The following is a 16,352-nucleotide window of genomic DNA, read 5'->3' on the forward strand; positions in this document are numbered from 1 at the left end:
TCCATATGTACGTTGCACAGGAAAAAGACAATCTATATACATACGTAACATTACATTTCATCCAAACATTCGTACAAAAAGAACCCTCAATCACAGTATTCATGATGAGGGTTCTACAACGAATGAATGCCGGCCAGAGGACTTGAACCCCCAACCTACTGATTACAAGTCAGTTGCTCTACCAATTGAGCTAGGCCGGCAAATGGTGGCTCAGGACAGAATCGAACTGCCGACACACGGATTTTCAGTCCGTTGCTCTACCAACTGAGCTACTAAGCCACACTACTAAAACTATTCAAATAAAAATGGCGGTCTGGACGGGACTCGAACCCGCGACCTCCTGCGTGACAGGCAGGCATTCTAACCAACTGAACTACCAGACCAATAATGGTGACCCGTACGGGAATCGAACCCGTGATACCGCCGTGAAAGGGCGGTGTCTTAACCGCTTGACCAACGGGCCATTATTGTAAAAATTGAAATTAAAAGTGAGCCATGAAGGATTCGAACCTTCGACCCTCTGATTAAAAGTCAGATGCTCTACCAACTGAGCTAATGGCTCATGATTTGTATCATGTTGTCTTTGCGACAAGATTTATCTTAGCATACATGCTTGTCCTGTGCAATGTTTTTCTAAAAAAACTTGTAATTTCTTGTTCTTTTTTCTCTCTACCAAGAATATCGGATTAAACAAAGGAATGCAAGGAGCGATTTAGCCCTTGCATTGCCTGTTTATCCTTAGGTAGATTAAGCAAAAACTCCACGAACAAGATTTGTTTGCTCACGGTCCGGACCGACAGAGAAAATCGTTAACGGAATACCGGTTAGCTGAGAAATACGCTCAATATAGTGACGCGCATTCACAGGAAGTTCACTTAGTGATTTCACACCCGTAATATCCTCAGTCCAGCCTGGAAGTTCTTCAAATACAGGCTCACACTCAGCCAATACCTTAAGACTTGCCGGGAATTCTTCCATTACTTCTCCACGATACTTATAAGACGTACAAATCTTCAACGTCTCAATTCCAGTTAGTACATCAATGGAGTTAAGAGAAAGATCAGTAATCCCACTTACACGACGAGCATGACGAACCACAACACTATCAAACCAGCCAACACGACGTGGACGACCCGTTGTTGTTCCGTACTCATTTCCTACATCACGGATTAAATCACCCGTCTCATCATGAAGCTCAGTTGGAAATGGACCATCTCCTACACGAGTTGTATAGGCTTTAGACACACCAACAACATGATTAATCTTAGAAGGACCTACACCAGATCCGATTGTTACTCCACCTGCAATTGGATTTGAAGACGTTACAAACGGGTACGTACCTTGATCAATATCAAGCATAACCCCTTGAGCCCCTTCAAATAACACACGACGACCATCATCAAGCGCATCATTTAATACAACAGATGTGTCACAAACGTACTTGGCAATCTGCTGTCCATATTCATAATACTCTTCAAAGATTTCCTCTTTAGTAAATCCTTCTGTTTCAAAAAACTTCTCAAACATCCGGTTTTTTTCTTTAAGATTCATCTCAAGTTTTTCTTCAAATGTTTCTTTATCAAGTAAATCAGCGATACGAATACCGATTCTCGCTGCCTTATCCATATATGCTGGGCCAATCCCTTTTTTGGTGGTCCCAATTTTATTTGCACCCTTACGCTCTTCCTCCACAATATCAAGCTTTAAATGATACGGAAGAATTACATGTGCACGATTACTAATTTTAAGATTGCTTGTATCCACATCACGATCATGCAGATATTTTAACTCTTCAAGAAGTGCCTTAGGATCAATTACCATTCCGTTTCCGATCACGCAATCCTTCTCTTTATAGAAGATTCCGGATGGAATTAGGTGAAGCTTATACTTCGTTCCACCAAACACAATTGTATGTCCCGCGTTATTTCCACCTTGGTAACGTGCGACAACCTCTGCCTTTTCAGAAAGATAATCGGTAATTTTCCCTTTTCCTTCATCGCCCCACTGTGTTCCTACAACAACAACTGATGACATTTGTTGCACCTCCAACTCTCTTCTAAAAACCCTTGATAAGTATATCAGCTAGAACCTAAGTCGTCAAACTAAACACGAACATTATTAATGTTTGAATCTCACTTTGTTCGTATAAATGATGATAGAATCGATCTACGTAGTAAATTGTTTCACTCTCTTGATAAACTTGCCTTCTTTCTTGGATGAGATGATCTTGCTTGGTGCGTGCTGCATGTTCTTGCTAACGTGTCTTGGTTCTTGCTTTAGTGCCTAGTCTTCTTGTTGTTGTGTCCTTGCTCTTGCTCCCGTTCTAATTCCTCTTGCTATCGTGTCCTTGCTCTTGCTACTATTCTAATTCCTCTTGCTATCCCATCCTTGCTCTTGCTCCAGTTCTGTTTCTTCTGGCTATCGTGCCCTTGCTCTTGCTACACCTCTCTTTCCTCTGGCTATTCTCTCCATAGCTCTTGCTACACCGACGTTTCTTCTTGCTAACTCCCTCAAACCAAATTCTTCTTAAAAATGTTCATTTTTATACCTTATTTCTTTTAAATCGGTCTTGGTTTGGTCTTTTCATTCTTGCTAACCCCACCTGCTCTCGCTCCACTTCCCGCGCTATCCTCAACCACAAAAAAACAGAGTACACTCAGCACTCTGCTTCGGATCTATATTAAGCTCCTGGCGGGATATCCCGCTCGTCGTGTCGCCTGTCGAGGTTTACGAATTTGTTGTATTCCTTTACGAAGGCTAGTTCAACGGTGCCAACCGGGCCGTTACGTTGTTTGGCGATAATGATTTCAATGATGTTTTGGTTTTCGGATTCTTTATCGTAGTAGTCATCGCGATAGAGGAAGGCTACGATATCGGCATCCTGCTCGATACTTCCTGATTCCCGGATATCGGACATCATTGGTCGTTTGTCCTGACGTTGCTCTACACCACGGGAGAGCTGGATAGGGCGATTACTGGGACTTCAAGCTCTCTGGCGATGGCCTTTAGGGTACGGGAGATTTCCGATACTTCTTGTTGACGGTTTTCGCCGCTTCGGCCATTACCTTGGATGAGCTGAAGGTAGTCAATCATAATCATTCCAAGTCCACTTTCTTGTTTGAGGCGGCGGCATTTAGCACGAATGTCATTTACTTTTACACCAGGTGTATCATCGATATAGATTCCAGCCTTTGAGAGTGAACCCATTGCCATTGTTAGCTTCTGCCAGTCTTCATCGTTTAAGGCACCGGTTCTCATACGTTGGGCATCGATGTTGCCTTCTGCACAGAGCATCCGCTGGACAAGCTGACTAGCTCCCATCTCTAAACTGAATATCGCAACATTCTCTTCGGTTTTAGTTGCCACGTTTTGCGCAATGTTTAGAGCAAAGGCGGTTTTACCTACTGATGGACGAGCTGCAACAATAATCAAATCATTTCGTTGGAAGCCGGCGGTCATCTTATCTAGCTCGGAGAAACCAGTAGCGATACCTGTGATATCTCCGGTTTGGTTTTGCAGCATCTCAATGCGGTCATAGGTTTCGACCAAGCACATCTTTGATAGAGATAAAAGCACTTGAATTTTGTCGGTGAGAGACTTCAAGGATGGTTTTCTCTGCTTCATTAAGAATTGTATCGACTTCTTCTTCGCTCGCATAACCCTCTGCCGCGATGTCTGTTGCCACACGAATGAGTCGTCTTAGGACAGACTTTTCTTCCACGATACGGCTGTAATATTCCACATTTGCTGCTGTAGGGACAGCATTAGCAACATCTCCTAGATAGGAGACTCCGCCAATTTCTTCAAGCCATTTACGATCCTGCAAATCAGAGGTTACGGTCACTAAATCTACAGGTTCACCCTTTTCAGCTAGCTCTACCATCACTTGGTAGATTCGCTCGTGCGCTGCCCGGTAAAAATCCTCAGGGATTAAACGCTCGGTGGCCGTAATTAGTGCTGTATCTGACAGAAAGATAGCGCCTAAAACGGCTTGTTCTGCTTCTATATTTTGTGGAGGGGTCCGATCATTAAACAACTCACTCACGTCAAATCTTCCTTTCGCAGAAAAACAGCTGCCTCCAAGCTCGGAGGACAGCTGTTTTTCCAGGTCTCTCTTATTCTTCAACTACATGTACTTTAACAGTTGCTGTCACTTCAGGGTGAATCTTAATCGGAACGTTTGTGACTCCAAGCGCTCGGATTGGTTCATCAAGTCCAATTTTGCGTTTATCTACTTTTTTCTTCATTTTCTTTAGGGTTTCAGCGATTTGTTTAGTGGAGATTGCTCCAAATAAACGGCCACCTTCTCCTGATTTTGCTTTAATCTCAACTGTTAATGCTTCCAGTTCAGCTTTGTACGCTTTTGCTTCGTCTAATTCTTCTTCTTGTTTCTTCTCTACGCTTTTTTGTTTGGCTTCGAGATCCTTAAGATTCCCCTTTGTTGCCGTTACAGCCAAGTTATTTGGAAGAAGGTAGTTACGAGCATATCCCTCTGAAACGTTTTTCTTCTCACCTTTTTTTCCTTTTCCTTTTACATCTTCTAAAAAAATGACTTCCATTATGCGTCTCCTCCAATCACTTCATCAATCGCTTGTTGAAGCTGTTCCTTTGCTTCTTCAACCGATATATCTTCTAGCTGGGTAGCGGCGTTGGATAAGTGTCCTCCACCATTTAGTCTCTCCATTATAACCTGTACGTTGACTTCACCCAACGATCTCGCACTAATACTGACTAAACCATCTTCGCGTAGCGAAATCACAAAGGATGCCACCACTTTTTTCATGGTTAAAAGTGTATCTGCTGCCTGAGCAATGATTAACTGTGTATAGGTCTCCGTATCATCTGCTGTGGCAATCATATAACCGTCCCGATAAATTTTTGCTGATTCCACAAGCTTAGCACGCTTTTTGTAGTGATCCAAGTCCTCTTTTAAGAGCTTCTGTACAAGCACGGTATCAGCTCCATTTGAACGAAGGAAGGATGCCGCATCAAACGTTCTCGCACCAGTTCGAACAGCAAAACTTTTGGTATCTACAATAATTCCAGCAAGAAGTGCTGTTGCTTCAAGACGATCCATACTTAATTGCTTTGGTTGATATTCTAGAAGCTCTGTCACAAGCTCAGCAGTTGATGAAGCATAAGGCTCCATATAAACCAACACCGGATCGTTGATGAAGTCTTCTCCTCTTCTATGGTGATCGAGTACAACGACGCGGTCAACCATATCAAGTAGTTTTGGTTCAATAACCATTGATGGCTTGTGAGTATCCACTATGACGAGCAATGTTTCTTTATCGATTAGAGACACAGCTTCTTCTGGTGAGATAAATTGTGACCAAAGGTGATCGTGTGTTTCTACTTCTTCCATTAATCTTTGTACGTCTGCATTCATATCATTTTGATCAAGCACAATATAGCCTTCTCGATCGTTCACATCTGCAATTTTTAGTACACCGATTGAGGCACCGATGGCATCCATATCTGGACGCGAATGCCCCATCACAATCACACGTTCACTTTCTGTCACAAAGTCGCGCAAAGCATGAGAAATAACTCGCGCACGTACACGCGTACGTTTTTCCATCGCGTTGGTTTTACCACCGTAGAACCTGACGCGACCATTTTTACGCTTGATTGCTACCTGATCACCACCACGTCCTAAGGCAAGATCTAAACTTGACTGAGCGACATTACCAAGATCCCGTAGCGATGCTTCTTCTGTCCCGACACCAATACTTAAAGTAATAGACGCCTTCTCTTTGCTTGTAACCTCACGAATTTCATCAACAATCGCAAATTTATTCTCTTCAAGCAACAGTAGCGATTTATAATTCATCACAGCAAGAAACCGATCTGATGCGGTTCGTCGTAGAAAAATATCATACTCATTCGCCCACTGATTTAACGTAGATGTAATAGCACTCATCATTCGACTTCGAACCTGATCTTCCATTCCTTGCGTCACTTCGTCGTAGTTATCAAGATAAATCAGTGATACAACCGTTTGTGTATCTTCAAATAATTCTTTCGTTTCTTCCTTTTCTGTTACATCCGTTAAATAGACTAAACGTTCATTTCGTTCAATCTCAATATGATAGAAAACAGAATCAATTTGAATTGTTTCAGATGTTGCTCCTTCATCAATTAACACGAGCAGATCTTCACTGATTTGTGAAAGCTCCTTGCCAATCAACTCTCCATCTATTCGATTTAGAACAAATGGATTCACCCACTGGATTTTGAACTGTTCATTATACAGAATCATACCAACGGGGAGATTTGCTACAGCACCCTCTCCTGCTTTATTCACTCGATAAGAAAGCGTTGAGATATACGTTTCCAAATCTCGCTGAAAAGCCTGCTGAGCAAAAATAGAATAAAGGGCAACAAGAATGACGGCAGCAAAGCTAACTAGCCCCATCTGCCAATGCCAAAACATAATCACAGCGCTCAATAAGATAGACACAGCAAACAATGTGATTACATGATAGCCGTGCCATCGTTTCATTATAGACTTCGGCATTCTTGTCAACTCCTACTTTCTCTGGCTTCCAAGCCTGCTTTTCAAATCGAGAACCAAATCAGCAATACCAATAAGCCTTACAATTTGCATCAGTGGTCCAATCAAGATCGTTATAATCACTACGAGAATTCCCAGGATCTTAGGAAGCTTTTTAAAATGAAAAAAGAATAAGATAAACGATAAGCCTTGTATAGTCATGATGGTCTCAATAAGTAAAAAAACATTTGTTACCGCAATAAAAAGTGTCGTTCCTTCTTCTGGCTGGCTTAATAAAAAGACAAACGCGATTAAGTAATACCATATAAACGCCTTTGGAAATCCCCAGTTACGAAGAGCCGGAATTCTTTTTACTTCTATATTACAGCGTCTTAATAAAACACCCGCTAGCCATACAGTGATTAACCCCATGATCGTTCCGATTAAGACAAGTAAAAACGGTACAATATACGGGATAAAATCCATATTTTCCGTCACAAGTGCTATTTGATCAGCTGATGTCCCTGCCTGTTCTAACAAAGACGTGACCTGATCACTTTGGTTACGAATCAATTGGCGAAGACTCTGCTCCGTTCCTAGCGAGAACACTACATATCCAATAACCAGATGGAAAATATACGTTAAACTCGCTCCAATTAAAACAGCAAAGCCATCTACTTTTCTGCGATGAAGTTCACCAACTACTATACCTACCATTGCAAACACAAATGTCAGCACAAGTGCAGCAAGATGTATTGGCCATGATAGTAAACAAAGTAGAAGGTAGAGAATAAGCGATGGTTTTACTCCATGCTTGGCTGCAAAATAAACAAGTGGCAGCGGCAAGGTCCAAACAAATACTACATTTAAAACGGGCACTAGAAGTGCAGCTAGTAGTAATATTACATACAATCCAACAATCAAAATGCCTTCTTTCCAAGCACTTTTTTGATTCACGCTGTCACCTCTTTTTACCAGAAACAAAATGGCCTTTTTCGTAATCAAAAGACCTTTCTCTATGTTCACATATACCTGTCTATTTTAGCGCAATTACTTAAAGAATTAAAGGTTTGCTTTTAGTGTACACTTTTTAAGGGAAAAAAATAAATCGACGAGGAATTGATATTCCTCGTCGACCTACTGTTTCATTTATTAGTTTACTTCGTTTACATAAGGAAGCAATGCGATTTGACGTGAACGCTTAATAGCGATAGTCAATTTGCGTTGGTACTTAGCAGAAGTTCCAGTCACACGACGAGGCAAGATTTTGCCACGCTCTGAGATGAAACGTTTTAGAAGCTCAGTATCCTTATAGTCAATGTGCGTAATTTTGTTTACCGTGAAGAAACAAACCTTCCGGCGTTTAGGACGACCACGACGAGCCATAACGGAACAACTCCTTTCTTAAAAAGTAATCAGACAGTTAACCTTAAAACGGTAGATCATCATCCGAGATATCAATTGGTTTCCCATCATTTGCAAATGGGTCATCCTTGTATCCACCCTGCTGCTGACGGTTATCATTCTGGTTAGGAGGATATCCGCCTTGATCTTGAGCATAGTTAGAATTTGAACTATTGTTTGATTGGTTATTCTGACTGCTATTACGCGGTTCCAGGAACTGGACGCTGTCGGCAACGATTTCGGTCACATAGACGCGACGGCCTTCATTGTTGTCATAGCTTCTTGTTTGTACTCGGCCATCGACGCCTGCTAAGCTGCCTTTTGTTAAAAAGTTAGCTACATTTTCAGCTGGTTTACGCCACACCACACAGTTAATGAAGTCAGCTTCACGATCTCCCTGTTGATTCGAAAATGGACGATTCACAGCAAGTGTAAAGTTGGCAACAGCTACTCCGTTTGGTGTATAACGTAATTCAGGGTCTTTTGTCAGGCGACCAACTAGGACAACACGATTTAGCAATCCATATCCCTCCCGCTTCTAAAAGTATTAAGACGGTCCCCGAGAGGATGTCCAAAGCTAGATTAAATCAAACGACTTAATCTGTTCGTATAATTATTCTTCTTCTTTAGTTACTAGGACACGAATAACGTTGTCGTTGATTTTGATTAAGCGATTAAATTCATTAAGCGCATCAGAATCAGCAGCAGCGTTTACGTTTAGCAGTACATAGAAACCTTCAGTGAAATCATTGATTTCATAAGCTAAACGACGTTTACCCATTTCATTAACCTTTTCGATCTCAGCACCATTAGTTGTTAAAACGTTGTTGTAACGTTCAACAATCTCTTTATAAGCTGATTCTTCCAGGTTTGGAGCGATAATGTACATGATTTCGTACTTACGCATTCCGGCCACCTCCTTTTGGTCTAAGCGGCTCCGTTTAACAGAGCAAGGAGCAAAACTCATCGACAGAGTCATTTTACTCACAACGATTAATGATAACAGATTAACCAAGCTTAGGCAAGGGAATATTAAGTTCTAGTTTTAGAGCTTCGGCTCCACTCCAGAGAAGGGGCACGCTTTCCTGTGGAGGGCGTTGAACTAATTTGGCTTTGCCAAATCATTTCAACCCTGCCCTTTAATCGAGGCCACTGAAAAAGGGTTGATATGTAGTTAAGGGTTCCTTTAAAAATATAAAAACAGCCTGCCATTCCCTTTATTTTGGAAATGGCAGGCTGTTTTTATTTATCATACCGACCCTTTTGGGGTTATTTTTGCTCCATGACTTTCAGTATTCGTTTGAGATTGGCTGAGAAGATGGCCATCGCTCCTTGAATTTCCATCGCTAATAGACCCGAGGAATTCGCCGTTTTATACCCGTGTCTATGCTTTAGTTCACTATTTTTCGCTTCAATTTTGTATCGCGTTTTGGCTTTTTCTTTAAACGTTTCACTTTGCTCAAAAGCGAGATGTTCTTCATGTTCAGGAGAATGGATGGTGACAGAATATGTTTTGCTTTTGGCTCCCTGTTTATAACACCCTTCTTGGAAGGGACACGTCTTGCATTTCTCGATATCAAAATAATACTTCTGTCTTTGGTTTTTGCCTTGCTTCGTCGTTCCTTGTCTGTGTGTCAAAATAGCTAAATGGCCCGCTTTACATACATACATCCCCGCATCTTTATTAAACTCAAACTCTTCTTCCTTTGAGCGTGTCCCATGGGCAATGGATGGATTGGTTTTAGAAATTAATTCAATCTGATTTGCTTTCGCGTACAGGAGATGATCTTTTCCTGAATACGCCGCATCTCCGATGACGGATTCCACTGTCATCCAGCGTCTACACTTTTTTCAATGAGTGTTCGAAGTTGCTTTGCGTCCGATTTTTCTCCGGTTGTGATGACCGCTGCGGTAATCACGCGTTCATCACTCATCGCTAGATGAGTTTTATAGCCAAAGAAAGACGTATCGGCACTTTTGTGACCCCTTCGGGCGTCTTGATCTTTCATGGATTGGAGGCGTTCGATATCATCGTTGACGGTTTCTTCTACTAGATTCAACGGCTCCGTCACCTTTGGATAGGCATGCAGGGTCGGATGTTGTTTGATCACACTCAAGAGGGTTTGCGTGTACACGAGTTCTTCATCTAAATCATTCTGAGTTGGCTTAGCTGGAAGTTTGACTTGATGGACTCATCGACAGAATAGACTGCTTTCCTCAAGTTTTTTGATCGTTCTCGCAGAATATCGATCGGCTTTTTCTGGTTATAACGTGCCTGGGTATGAGTAGAATCAACGATGATCGTTTTACTTTTAATGACGCCTTGTTCAACCGCTAGTTCGACTGTCTTTCCGATTAATAAATCAAGTACATTCAGATCCTTTAAACGCAATTTACGGAACTTCGTTAAGGAGCTTGAATCAATGACCTCTTCCTCAGGTGCCATGCCTAAGAAGTATTTATACGACATATCATATCTAGAACGCTCCACCAGATCCACATCTGATAATGGAAACATGCTTTTTAACAATAAATATTTAAACATTCGAATAGGGTCTATGGCTGAGCGACCGTGATCCACGTTATAATTCTGTACCAACTCATCATAAATAAAGGAAAAATCAATAAGATCATTCAGTTTCCGTAATGTATGATCTTTAGGAACGATGAGATCATATAGATCAGCATACGCACTGAGTTGGAGAGATTGTTGTTTTCGAATCATAGTCAGCCACCACTTTCATGTTAGATACACTTATCTTATCAAAAATGAAGAAGAATCTGAGGTAAAAAGAGAGAGGCAGACTAAAATGACGACTATACCTAAAAAAGAACGTTGCCATTTAGTTGATCAGAAGAATAGCGGAAGGAGAAACCGAAGACTCCTGCGGAACAGAACGAGTCTGAAGACATTGAAGGGGTGCCCTTCCACTTCAAGGGCTGAGGCCGTTCCCGCGGAAAGCGAAGGTTTCTCCTGGAGCGGTGCCCGTGAGCTTTTTTCTAACTGACTTTTTCAGTGGCCTCCCTTTAATCCACTAGGAGTCGGCCCCTTCTCTTCCGTTGATTTATGCTTACATACCCTAGGAGTATCTCTGCAAAATCTCGCCATCTATCTTAATTAAAAGAAGATAACGAACGTTCTAATCAAGAACGTTCGTTATCTAGATCTGTCTATATACATTTGTCCCTACTCTTTAATAAAAGCCTTTGAGAAATTAATTACACATTAAATCGGAAATGAATGACGTCTCCGTCTGCAACGACGTATTCTTTTCCTTCTAGGCGGACTTTGCCTCGTTCTTTGGCTACTGCCATGGACTCGGCATCTACTAGATCTTCATAAGATACGATCTCAGCACGGATGAATCCACGTTCAAAGTCTGTGTGGATGATACCTGCGGCTTGTGGTGCTTTGATTCCTTTTTTAAATGTCCATGCACGAACCTCTTGTACACCAGCTGTGAAATACGTCTGTAAGCCAAGTAGTTGGTATGCAGCACGAATGAGCTGATCAAGTCCAGATTCTGCAATGCCTAAATCATCAAGAAATTCCTGCTTCTCATCGCCTTCAAGCTCAGCAATTTCTTCTTCTTCGATTTTTGCACAGACAACAATGACTTCACTGTTTTCTTCAGCTGCAAAAGCTTTAACTTTAGCTACATATTCATTTTGTTCTGGGTCCATAATATCTTCTTCACTCACGTTTGCTGCATATAGTACAGGTTTGCTTGTTAGAAGATGCATTCCTTTTACTAGCTTTTCTTCATCTTCTGTAAACTCAACACTTCTTGCGGGCTTCTCATCTTCAAACGCAACACGTAGCTTTTCAAGAACAGCAAGCTCTGCTACAGCATCCTTATCCTTTGTACGCGCCAGCTTAGATACACGCGCCAAACGCTTGTCCACTGTTTCAAAATCAGCAAGAATAAGCTCCAGGTTAATAACCTGGATATCGCGAATTGGATTTACACTACCCGATACATGTGTGATGTTGTCATCAGCAAAGCAACGAACAACGTGTGAAATGGCGTCAACTTGGCGAATATGAGAAAGGAATTTATTCCCAAGACCTTCCCCTTTACTTGCTCCCTCTACAATTCCGGCAATGTCCGTAAATTCAAATGCAGTTGGGATGGTCTTTTTCGGATCGACTAATGTAGTTAATACTTGCAAACGTTCGTCTGGTACTTCAACAATACCTACATTCGGATCGATCGTACAGAACGGGTAATTCGCTGATTCTGCTCCTGCTTGTGTAATTGCATTAAATAACGTGGATTTACCGACATTCGGCAGACCCACGATTCCTGTAGTTAAAGCCAATTGAGTCACGTCCTTTTCTGTCTTATCTATTTTTGGCACAATAAAACAAGGCAGCGGATAAAGATCCCCTTCACCTTGTTTTATTCACTAGGGTTTGCGTGTTCGAGAACTTTTTTTAATTTGCGGGTGAATTCCTTACGTGGAAGCATCACACTATGCTGACATCCCAGACATTTGATGCGGACATCCATTCCAATACGAATAATCTTCCACTGATTGGCTCCACAAGGATGCGGCTTCCTCATCTCAACGACGTCATTTAGGAAGAATTCCTTATCTGCCATTTAATTCGACCTCCCAGAAGCATACTCCGTCTTATTATACACGATTCTTGATTAAAAAGGGAAACCGTCTAGCATGCTTATTTATTTCGTTTTAACGCAGGATGGTGAAAAAATGGATACAGAACAATACAAACTAACAGATAGAGATTAATTGCTCCATATAAAGGATACAAAACGGCAATCATTGAAGAGAAACCAAATGTTGTGAGTGGTGCCATAATCGCTAATAGCAGCATCGCAATTAACCAACTCTCCCCTTTTAAAAGCCCTCTCAGCCTCGATATTAATCCAAAGATTCCTGCCCCTGCTGTTGTGTAGATCGCAAGCCATAACAAAACAGACATCGCAATAACCATAATAGATGGATATTGTTTAAGAATCACAAACAAGGGAATCTCGTAAAACATAATCTCTCCAGCAATTTGCAGTAACGATTCATTATATAAATAAGAAATCGAACCCATCAGAATTCCGCTGCCTATCGTTGCAATCCAAATTTCCCCTCGATGTTTAATTTGATTGCCAACGGCTGCAACAACGGCAACAATTGGCAAGATATTTAAGGAAGTGAATGTGATCGCCGCAGGCCAGTTATGCTGATGACTCAGATCGAAGGTAAATGTGAATCCACGTGAATATTGAAAGACTAATAGAATACTAACTAATGATAAAATTAAAATAGGAATTAAAAAAGCATTAACAGTGGTCATTCCATCTGTATCTCGAATGAAAAGTAAAACGACCAGTGCAGCACTTCCCGCCATCCCTAACCAAAACGGAATATTATACACTTCAAGTGTTGCCCCTGCCCCGGCAAGCATAATCGTTGTTGTTGAAAATAAGTAGGATAAAATAATCCAATCATAGGCTCGTGCCAATTTTGGTCCAACCAGACTGGTTAACAACGGAACATATTGAGTCGTTTTCTGCCTATAAGCAAGATTCATAATCACATAACAGCTTACTGTAAACAATCCTGTAAATAATAGAATAGCTACATTACTCTCTGCCCCAAAAAATTGCCAGAGTTCCCGACCGGATGCATACCCTGCTCCTATTAATGTCCCAACGATTAAGAACATCCATTTAAATCCGTTTGCCCACATCCAAGCTCGCTCCCTTTTTTCACTACATGTATAAAAACGTCTCTGAACTACTATACTGTTACTACTATGGCAAAGGAGTACAAGTTATGAGTCCAAACCTATGGCGTTTTAACAAAAAGAAAGCTCAACCATTCCGTGTCCCCTTTGAACAGATCCAGACTCACGGGCCTTTTGCCGAACAAATTCTAAAGTACTGTCAGCAGGCAAATAAACGCGACCTTATTATTCTTTGTGTTGGCACAGATCGCTCTACAGGGGACTCTCTTGGTCCATTGATAGGCTCTAAGCTTGAGATTCTATCCCTACAGCATTTTCATGTATACGGCACCTTAGAATACCCTGTACACGCTATGAATCTCGCAGACCGTCTTGCTGAGGTCAACTCAAAACACGATAACCCATTTATCATTGCAATTGATGCTTGTCTTGGTCAGGAAGTGAATGTTGGCTCTTTGACGATCCAAGAGGGGCCATTACACCCTGGTGCTGCTGTGCACAAAAACCTGCCTAAGGTTGGGGATATTCATATTACTGGTATTGTGAATGTGGGTGGGGCTATGGAGTTTTATGTCTTACAAAACACACGGCTTCACATCGTCATGTCGATGGCAGAAAGCATTGCTCAGTCACTTTATTTAGCAGACCAACAGATATCCAGTAGTACGACAACATCACCAACAATTCAAACTGTGTTCCAATATACTCCAACTGATATGAAAAATGTCTAAAACAGACGAAAAAGCCGAATCATTATGTGAAATAAACAACATAATGGTTCGGCTTATCTGATAACTAAAACAATTCTGTCCTAGCCTCCACTTGAATCGTCAACATGCACCCTACACAATTGATAAAATCCAAATAAGTCCGCCTAATACCGGCAAGGCTGGTAATAGATTTGCTACACGTATACTGGTGATCCCTAAAATATTTAATCCAATTGCAACAACCATAATTCCGCCTACAGCTGTCATCTCAAGAATATACTGCTCAAGAATAGGTCCTGGGATAAACGCTGCAATATACGTTGCTAACAGAGCAATAGCGCCTTGATATAAGACCACTGGAACCGCTGATAATAAGACACCAAAACCTAGTGTTGAGGCAAAGATAATAGCAGAGAGCCCATCAAGCATGGCTTTTGTGTAAAGTAAGGAGTGGTCTGCACGAAGCCCGCTGTCAATCGATCCAAGTACAGCCATCGCTCCAACAACATAGATTAATGATGTTGTGACAAAGGCTTGCGCGACTTTGCCGGATTCTCCTGATTTTGCCGGTTTCAGCTTAGATTCAATCCACATGCCGAGTTGATTAAGGTGTGAATCAATGCCTATCCACTCACCTAAAACCCCTCCTACAGCTAAACTACCTATCACCAGAAGGAATTCTTCCGTTTGTAGTCCCATTTGAATCCCCAATAAGATAATAGCTAAAGCGATTGCTTGTAAGACCGTTGTTTTCATTTTTTCGGGGATGTTTTGAACCATTAATCCAATACATCCAGCTACTATAATGGCTGCTCCGTTTACTAATGTTCCTGTAAGTACCATGTTTTGTTCTTCCTATTCTTATTCATTTTTCAGTTTGTAAAAGCTTCGGTAATTTCTTTCACTGCGTCTAGAAGGCGCTCTACTTGATCCATTGTATTGTACGGACCAAAGCTAACTCTAACCAATCCTTCATCTATTGTTTTTAAATACTTATGTGTTTTTGGAGAACAATGCAAGCCTGCTCTTACAGCTATTTGATACGTGGAATCTAGAATCATAGCGATCTCATGACTTGAGATATGTTCCACGTGAAACGAAACAACCGCTACTCGTTTTTGAAGGTCTCTAGGACCATAACATGTCACATATTCAAGTTTGGTCAAACCTTCAATAAATGTCCGCATCAATTCTTCTTCATGTGATCTGATAGAATCGATTCCTTTTTCCTTAATCGCTTGCACTCCAGCTAACAAGCCGGCAATACCGGGTGTATTTAATGTACAAGCCTCATATCGCTCCGGCCACTGCTCAGGTTGACGCTCTAACTCAGAGTGCGTGCCGGTGCCACCATGAATTAATGGCTCTAATCCATAATCTTGTTTACTAATTAGAACACCAGTGCCTTGAGGTCCCATTAAACCTTTATGCCCTGCAAAAGCAAGTAAGTCTATATGATCTCGTTCCATCTGAATATCAATTTTTCCAAGCCGTTTGCGATGCATCCACAACAATCGTTGCATGATGATTAGACAATTGTTCACCTAACTCTTTTATTGGAAAAAGCGCACCTGTCACATTAGAAGCGTGTGAAATGACAATCATTTTTGTCTGCTCTGTTATTAGCTTTGTAAAATCTTCAACTTGATAGCTTTCGGTATGATCTGGTTCAACATACGTGATATGAACTCCTTTTTGCTGCTCAAGAGCCTTTAACGGGCGTAACACAGAGTTGTGCTCAAATGTTGTGGTAATAATATGATCTCCTACTTCAAAAGGAAAACCTACTATCGCTTGATTTAACGCCATGGTTGCATTTTGATAAAACCAAACATGACTTTCATGGGGTGCTTGAAATAAGTCAGCAAGTTCTTTACGCGTGTTTTTTACAACTGCGGCTGCCTGTTGAGATAGAGCATGTCCACCTCGTCCAGGGTTAGCTGCGTAAAGATCAACCGCTTCTTTCATCGCCTCCCCTACTTTTTTCGGTTTTGGAAATGACGATGCAGCATGGTCAAAATAAAGCATG

At 41.4% G+C, this 16,352-nt stretch carries 14 protein-coding genes, 5 tRNA genes and 2 pseudogenes; 1 reads left to right on the forward strand and 20 read right to left on the reverse strand.

Features of this window, described 5'->3' with window-relative positions:
• Window positions 1–127: 127 nt before the first annotated feature.
• The 17 genes and pseudogenes from NDM98_RS13670 to NDM98_RS13750 form a co-directional block, all read right to left on the reverse strand.
• Window positions 128–200, reverse strand: a tRNA-Thr gene (locus tag NDM98_RS13670).
• 3 nt (window positions 201–203) lie between these two features.
• A tRNA-Phe gene (locus tag NDM98_RS13675) sits at window positions 204–279 on the reverse strand.
• A gap of 27 nt (window positions 280–306) precedes the next feature.
• Window positions 307–383, reverse strand: a tRNA-Asp gene (locus tag NDM98_RS13680).
• A gap of 5 nt (window positions 384–388) precedes the next feature.
• Window positions 389–463 (reverse strand) — tRNA-Glu (locus NDM98_RS13685).
• A 26-nt stretch (window positions 464–489) separates the two neighbouring features.
• Window positions 490–562: transfer RNA gene (locus NDM98_RS13690), tRNA-Lys, on the reverse strand.
• 185 nt (window positions 563–747) lie between these two features.
• Window positions 748–2,034: an adenylosuccinate synthase gene (locus tag NDM98_RS13695; RefSeq protein ID WP_251608569.1), complete on the reverse strand. Its 1,287-nt coding sequence runs from the start codon at window positions 2,032–2,034 to the stop codon at window positions 748–750.
• Window positions 2,035–2,680: 646 nt separating this feature from the next.
• Window positions 2,681–4,045, reverse strand: a pseudogene (gene dnaB / locus NDM98_RS13700) (replicative DNA helicase).
• Between the two features lie 70 nt (window positions 4,046–4,115).
• Window positions 4,116–4,559 (reverse strand): 50S ribosomal protein L9, encoded by a 444-nt coding sequence (gene rplI, locus NDM98_RS13705; RefSeq protein ID WP_251608570.1) that lies wholly within the window; start codon window positions 4,557–4,559, stop codon window positions 4,116–4,118.
• Complete coding sequence (locus NDM98_RS13710) at window positions 4,559–6,523, reverse strand: DHH family phosphoesterase (protein WP_251608571.1); 1,965 nt, start codon at window positions 6,521–6,523, stop codon at window positions 4,559–4,561. Before NDM98_RS13710 ends, rplI begins: the two co-directional genes overlap by 1 nt.
• Before the next feature lie 12 nt (window positions 6,524–6,535).
• Window positions 6,536–7,456, reverse strand: coding sequence for a DUF2232 domain-containing protein (locus NDM98_RS13715; protein WP_251608572.1), 921 nt, complete (start codon window positions 7,454–7,456; stop codon window positions 6,536–6,538).
• Between the two features lie 195 nt (window positions 7,457–7,651).
• Window positions 7,652–7,885 (reverse strand): 30S ribosomal protein S18, encoded by a 234-nt coding sequence (gene rpsR / locus NDM98_RS13720; protein ID WP_143848023.1) that lies wholly within the window; start codon window positions 7,883–7,885, stop codon window positions 7,652–7,654.
• Between the two features lie 43 nt (window positions 7,886–7,928).
• Window positions 7,929–8,423: a single-stranded DNA-binding protein gene (ssb, locus tag NDM98_RS13725; RefSeq protein WP_251608573.1), complete on the reverse strand. Its 495-nt coding sequence runs from the start codon at window positions 8,421–8,423 to the stop codon at window positions 7,929–7,931.
• 93 nt (window positions 8,424–8,516) lie between these two features.
• Window positions 8,517–8,810, reverse strand: a complete 294-nt coding sequence (gene rpsF / locus NDM98_RS13730; protein ID WP_251608575.1) for a 30S ribosomal protein S6 — start codon at window positions 8,808–8,810, stop codon at window positions 8,517–8,519.
• Between the two features lie 362 nt (window positions 8,811–9,172).
• A pseudogene (locus NDM98_RS13735) lies at window positions 9,173–10,628 on the reverse strand (IS1182 family transposase).
• Between the two features lie 494 nt (window positions 10,629–11,122).
• Window positions 11,123–12,226 (reverse strand): redox-regulated ATPase YchF, encoded by a 1,104-nt coding sequence (gene ychF, locus NDM98_RS13740; RefSeq protein ID WP_251608577.1) that lies wholly within the window; start codon window positions 12,224–12,226, stop codon window positions 11,123–11,125.
• A gap of 80 nt (window positions 12,227–12,306) precedes the next feature.
• A complete protein-coding gene (locus tag NDM98_RS13745) occupies window positions 12,307–12,510 on the reverse strand; it encodes a DUF951 domain-containing protein (protein ID WP_251608578.1) in 204 nt (67 codons plus the stop codon).
• A 77-nt stretch (window positions 12,511–12,587) separates the two neighbouring features.
• Window positions 12,588–13,616, reverse strand: coding sequence for a YkvI family membrane protein (locus NDM98_RS13750; protein WP_251608580.1), 1,029 nt, complete (start codon window positions 13,614–13,616; stop codon window positions 12,588–12,590).
• A gap of 86 nt (window positions 13,617–13,702) precedes the next feature.
• Between NDM98_RS13750 and yyaC the strand changes: the two genes are divergently transcribed.
• A complete protein-coding gene (yyaC, locus tag NDM98_RS13755) occupies window positions 13,703–14,344 on the forward strand; it encodes a spore protease YyaC (RefSeq protein WP_251608583.1) in 642 nt (213 codons plus the stop codon).
• Window positions 14,345–14,455: 111 nt separating this feature from the next.
• On the opposite strand, the gene NDM98_RS13760 is transcribed toward yyaC, so the two are convergent.
• Genes NDM98_RS13760 through NDM98_RS24135 form a run of 3 tightly spaced genes read right to left on the reverse strand, consistent with a single transcriptional unit; the run spans window position 14,456 to window position 16,351 of the window.
• Window positions 14,456–15,166: a DUF554 domain-containing protein gene (locus NDM98_RS13760; protein ID WP_251608586.1), complete on the reverse strand. Its 711-nt coding sequence runs from the start codon at window positions 15,164–15,166 to the stop codon at window positions 14,456–14,458.
• Between the two features lie 29 nt (window positions 15,167–15,195).
• Window positions 15,196–15,828 (reverse strand): aminotransferase class V-fold PLP-dependent enzyme, encoded by a 633-nt coding sequence (locus NDM98_RS24130; RefSeq protein WP_307728818.1) that lies wholly within the window; start codon window positions 15,826–15,828, stop codon window positions 15,196–15,198.
• A complete protein-coding gene (locus NDM98_RS24135; RefSeq protein ID WP_307728819.1) occupies window positions 15,800–16,351 on the reverse strand; it encodes an aminotransferase class V-fold PLP-dependent enzyme in 552 nt (183 codons plus the stop codon). The genes NDM98_RS24130 and NDM98_RS24135 overlap by 29 nt, the downstream gene beginning before the upstream one ends.
• Between the last annotated feature and the right edge of the window lies 1 nt (window position 16,352).

This window comes from Alkalicoccobacillus plakortidis (genome assembly GCF_023703085.1).
In the GTDB taxonomy this organism is placed as follows: Bacteria; Bacillota; Bacilli; order Bacillales; family Bacillaceae_D; genus Alkalicoccobacillus; species Alkalicoccobacillus plakortidis.

Excerpts from the sequence above, each read along its gene's own strand:
- NDM98_RS13695 (WP_251608569.1), bottom strand. The coding sequence starts at position 2,034 with ATGTCATCAGTTGTTGTTGTAGGAACACAGTGGGGCGATGAAGGAAAA.
- rplI (WP_251608570.1), bottom strand. The coding sequence starts at position 4,559 with ATGGAAGTCATTTTTTTAGAAGATGTAAAAGGAAAAGGAAAAAAAGGT.
- NDM98_RS13710 (WP_251608571.1), bottom strand. The coding sequence starts at position 6,523 with ATGCCGAAGTCTATAATGAAACGATGGCACGGCTATCATGTAATCACA.
- rpsR (WP_143848023.1), bottom strand. The coding sequence starts at position 7,885 with ATGGCTCGTCGTGGTCGTCCTAAACGCCGGAAGGTTTGTTTCTTCACG.
- rpsF (WP_251608575.1), bottom strand. The coding sequence starts at position 8,810 with ATGCGTAAGTACGAAATCATGTACATTATCGCTCCAAACCTGGAAGAA.
- NDM98_RS13745 (WP_251608578.1), bottom strand. The coding sequence starts at position 12,510 with ATGGCAGATAAGGAATTCTTCCTAAATGACGTCGTTGAGATGAGGAAG.
- NDM98_RS13750 (WP_251608580.1), bottom strand. The coding sequence starts at position 13,616 with ATGTGGGCAAACGGATTTAAATGGATGTTCTTAATCGTTGGGACATTA.
- yyaC (WP_251608583.1), top strand. The coding sequence starts at position 13,703 with ATGAGTCCAAACCTATGGCGTTTTAACAAAAAGAAAGCTCAACCATTC.
- NDM98_RS13760 (WP_251608586.1), bottom strand. The coding sequence starts at position 15,166 with ATGGTACTTACAGGAACATTAGTAAACGGAGCAGCCATTATAGTAGCT.
- NDM98_RS24130 (WP_307728818.1), bottom strand. The coding sequence starts at position 15,828 with ATGCATCGCAAACGGCTTGGAAAAATTGATATTCAGATGGAACGAGAT.
- NDM98_RS24135 (WP_307728819.1), bottom strand. The coding sequence starts at position 16,351 with ATGCTTTATTTTGACCATGCTGCATCGTCATTTCCAAAACCGAAAAAA.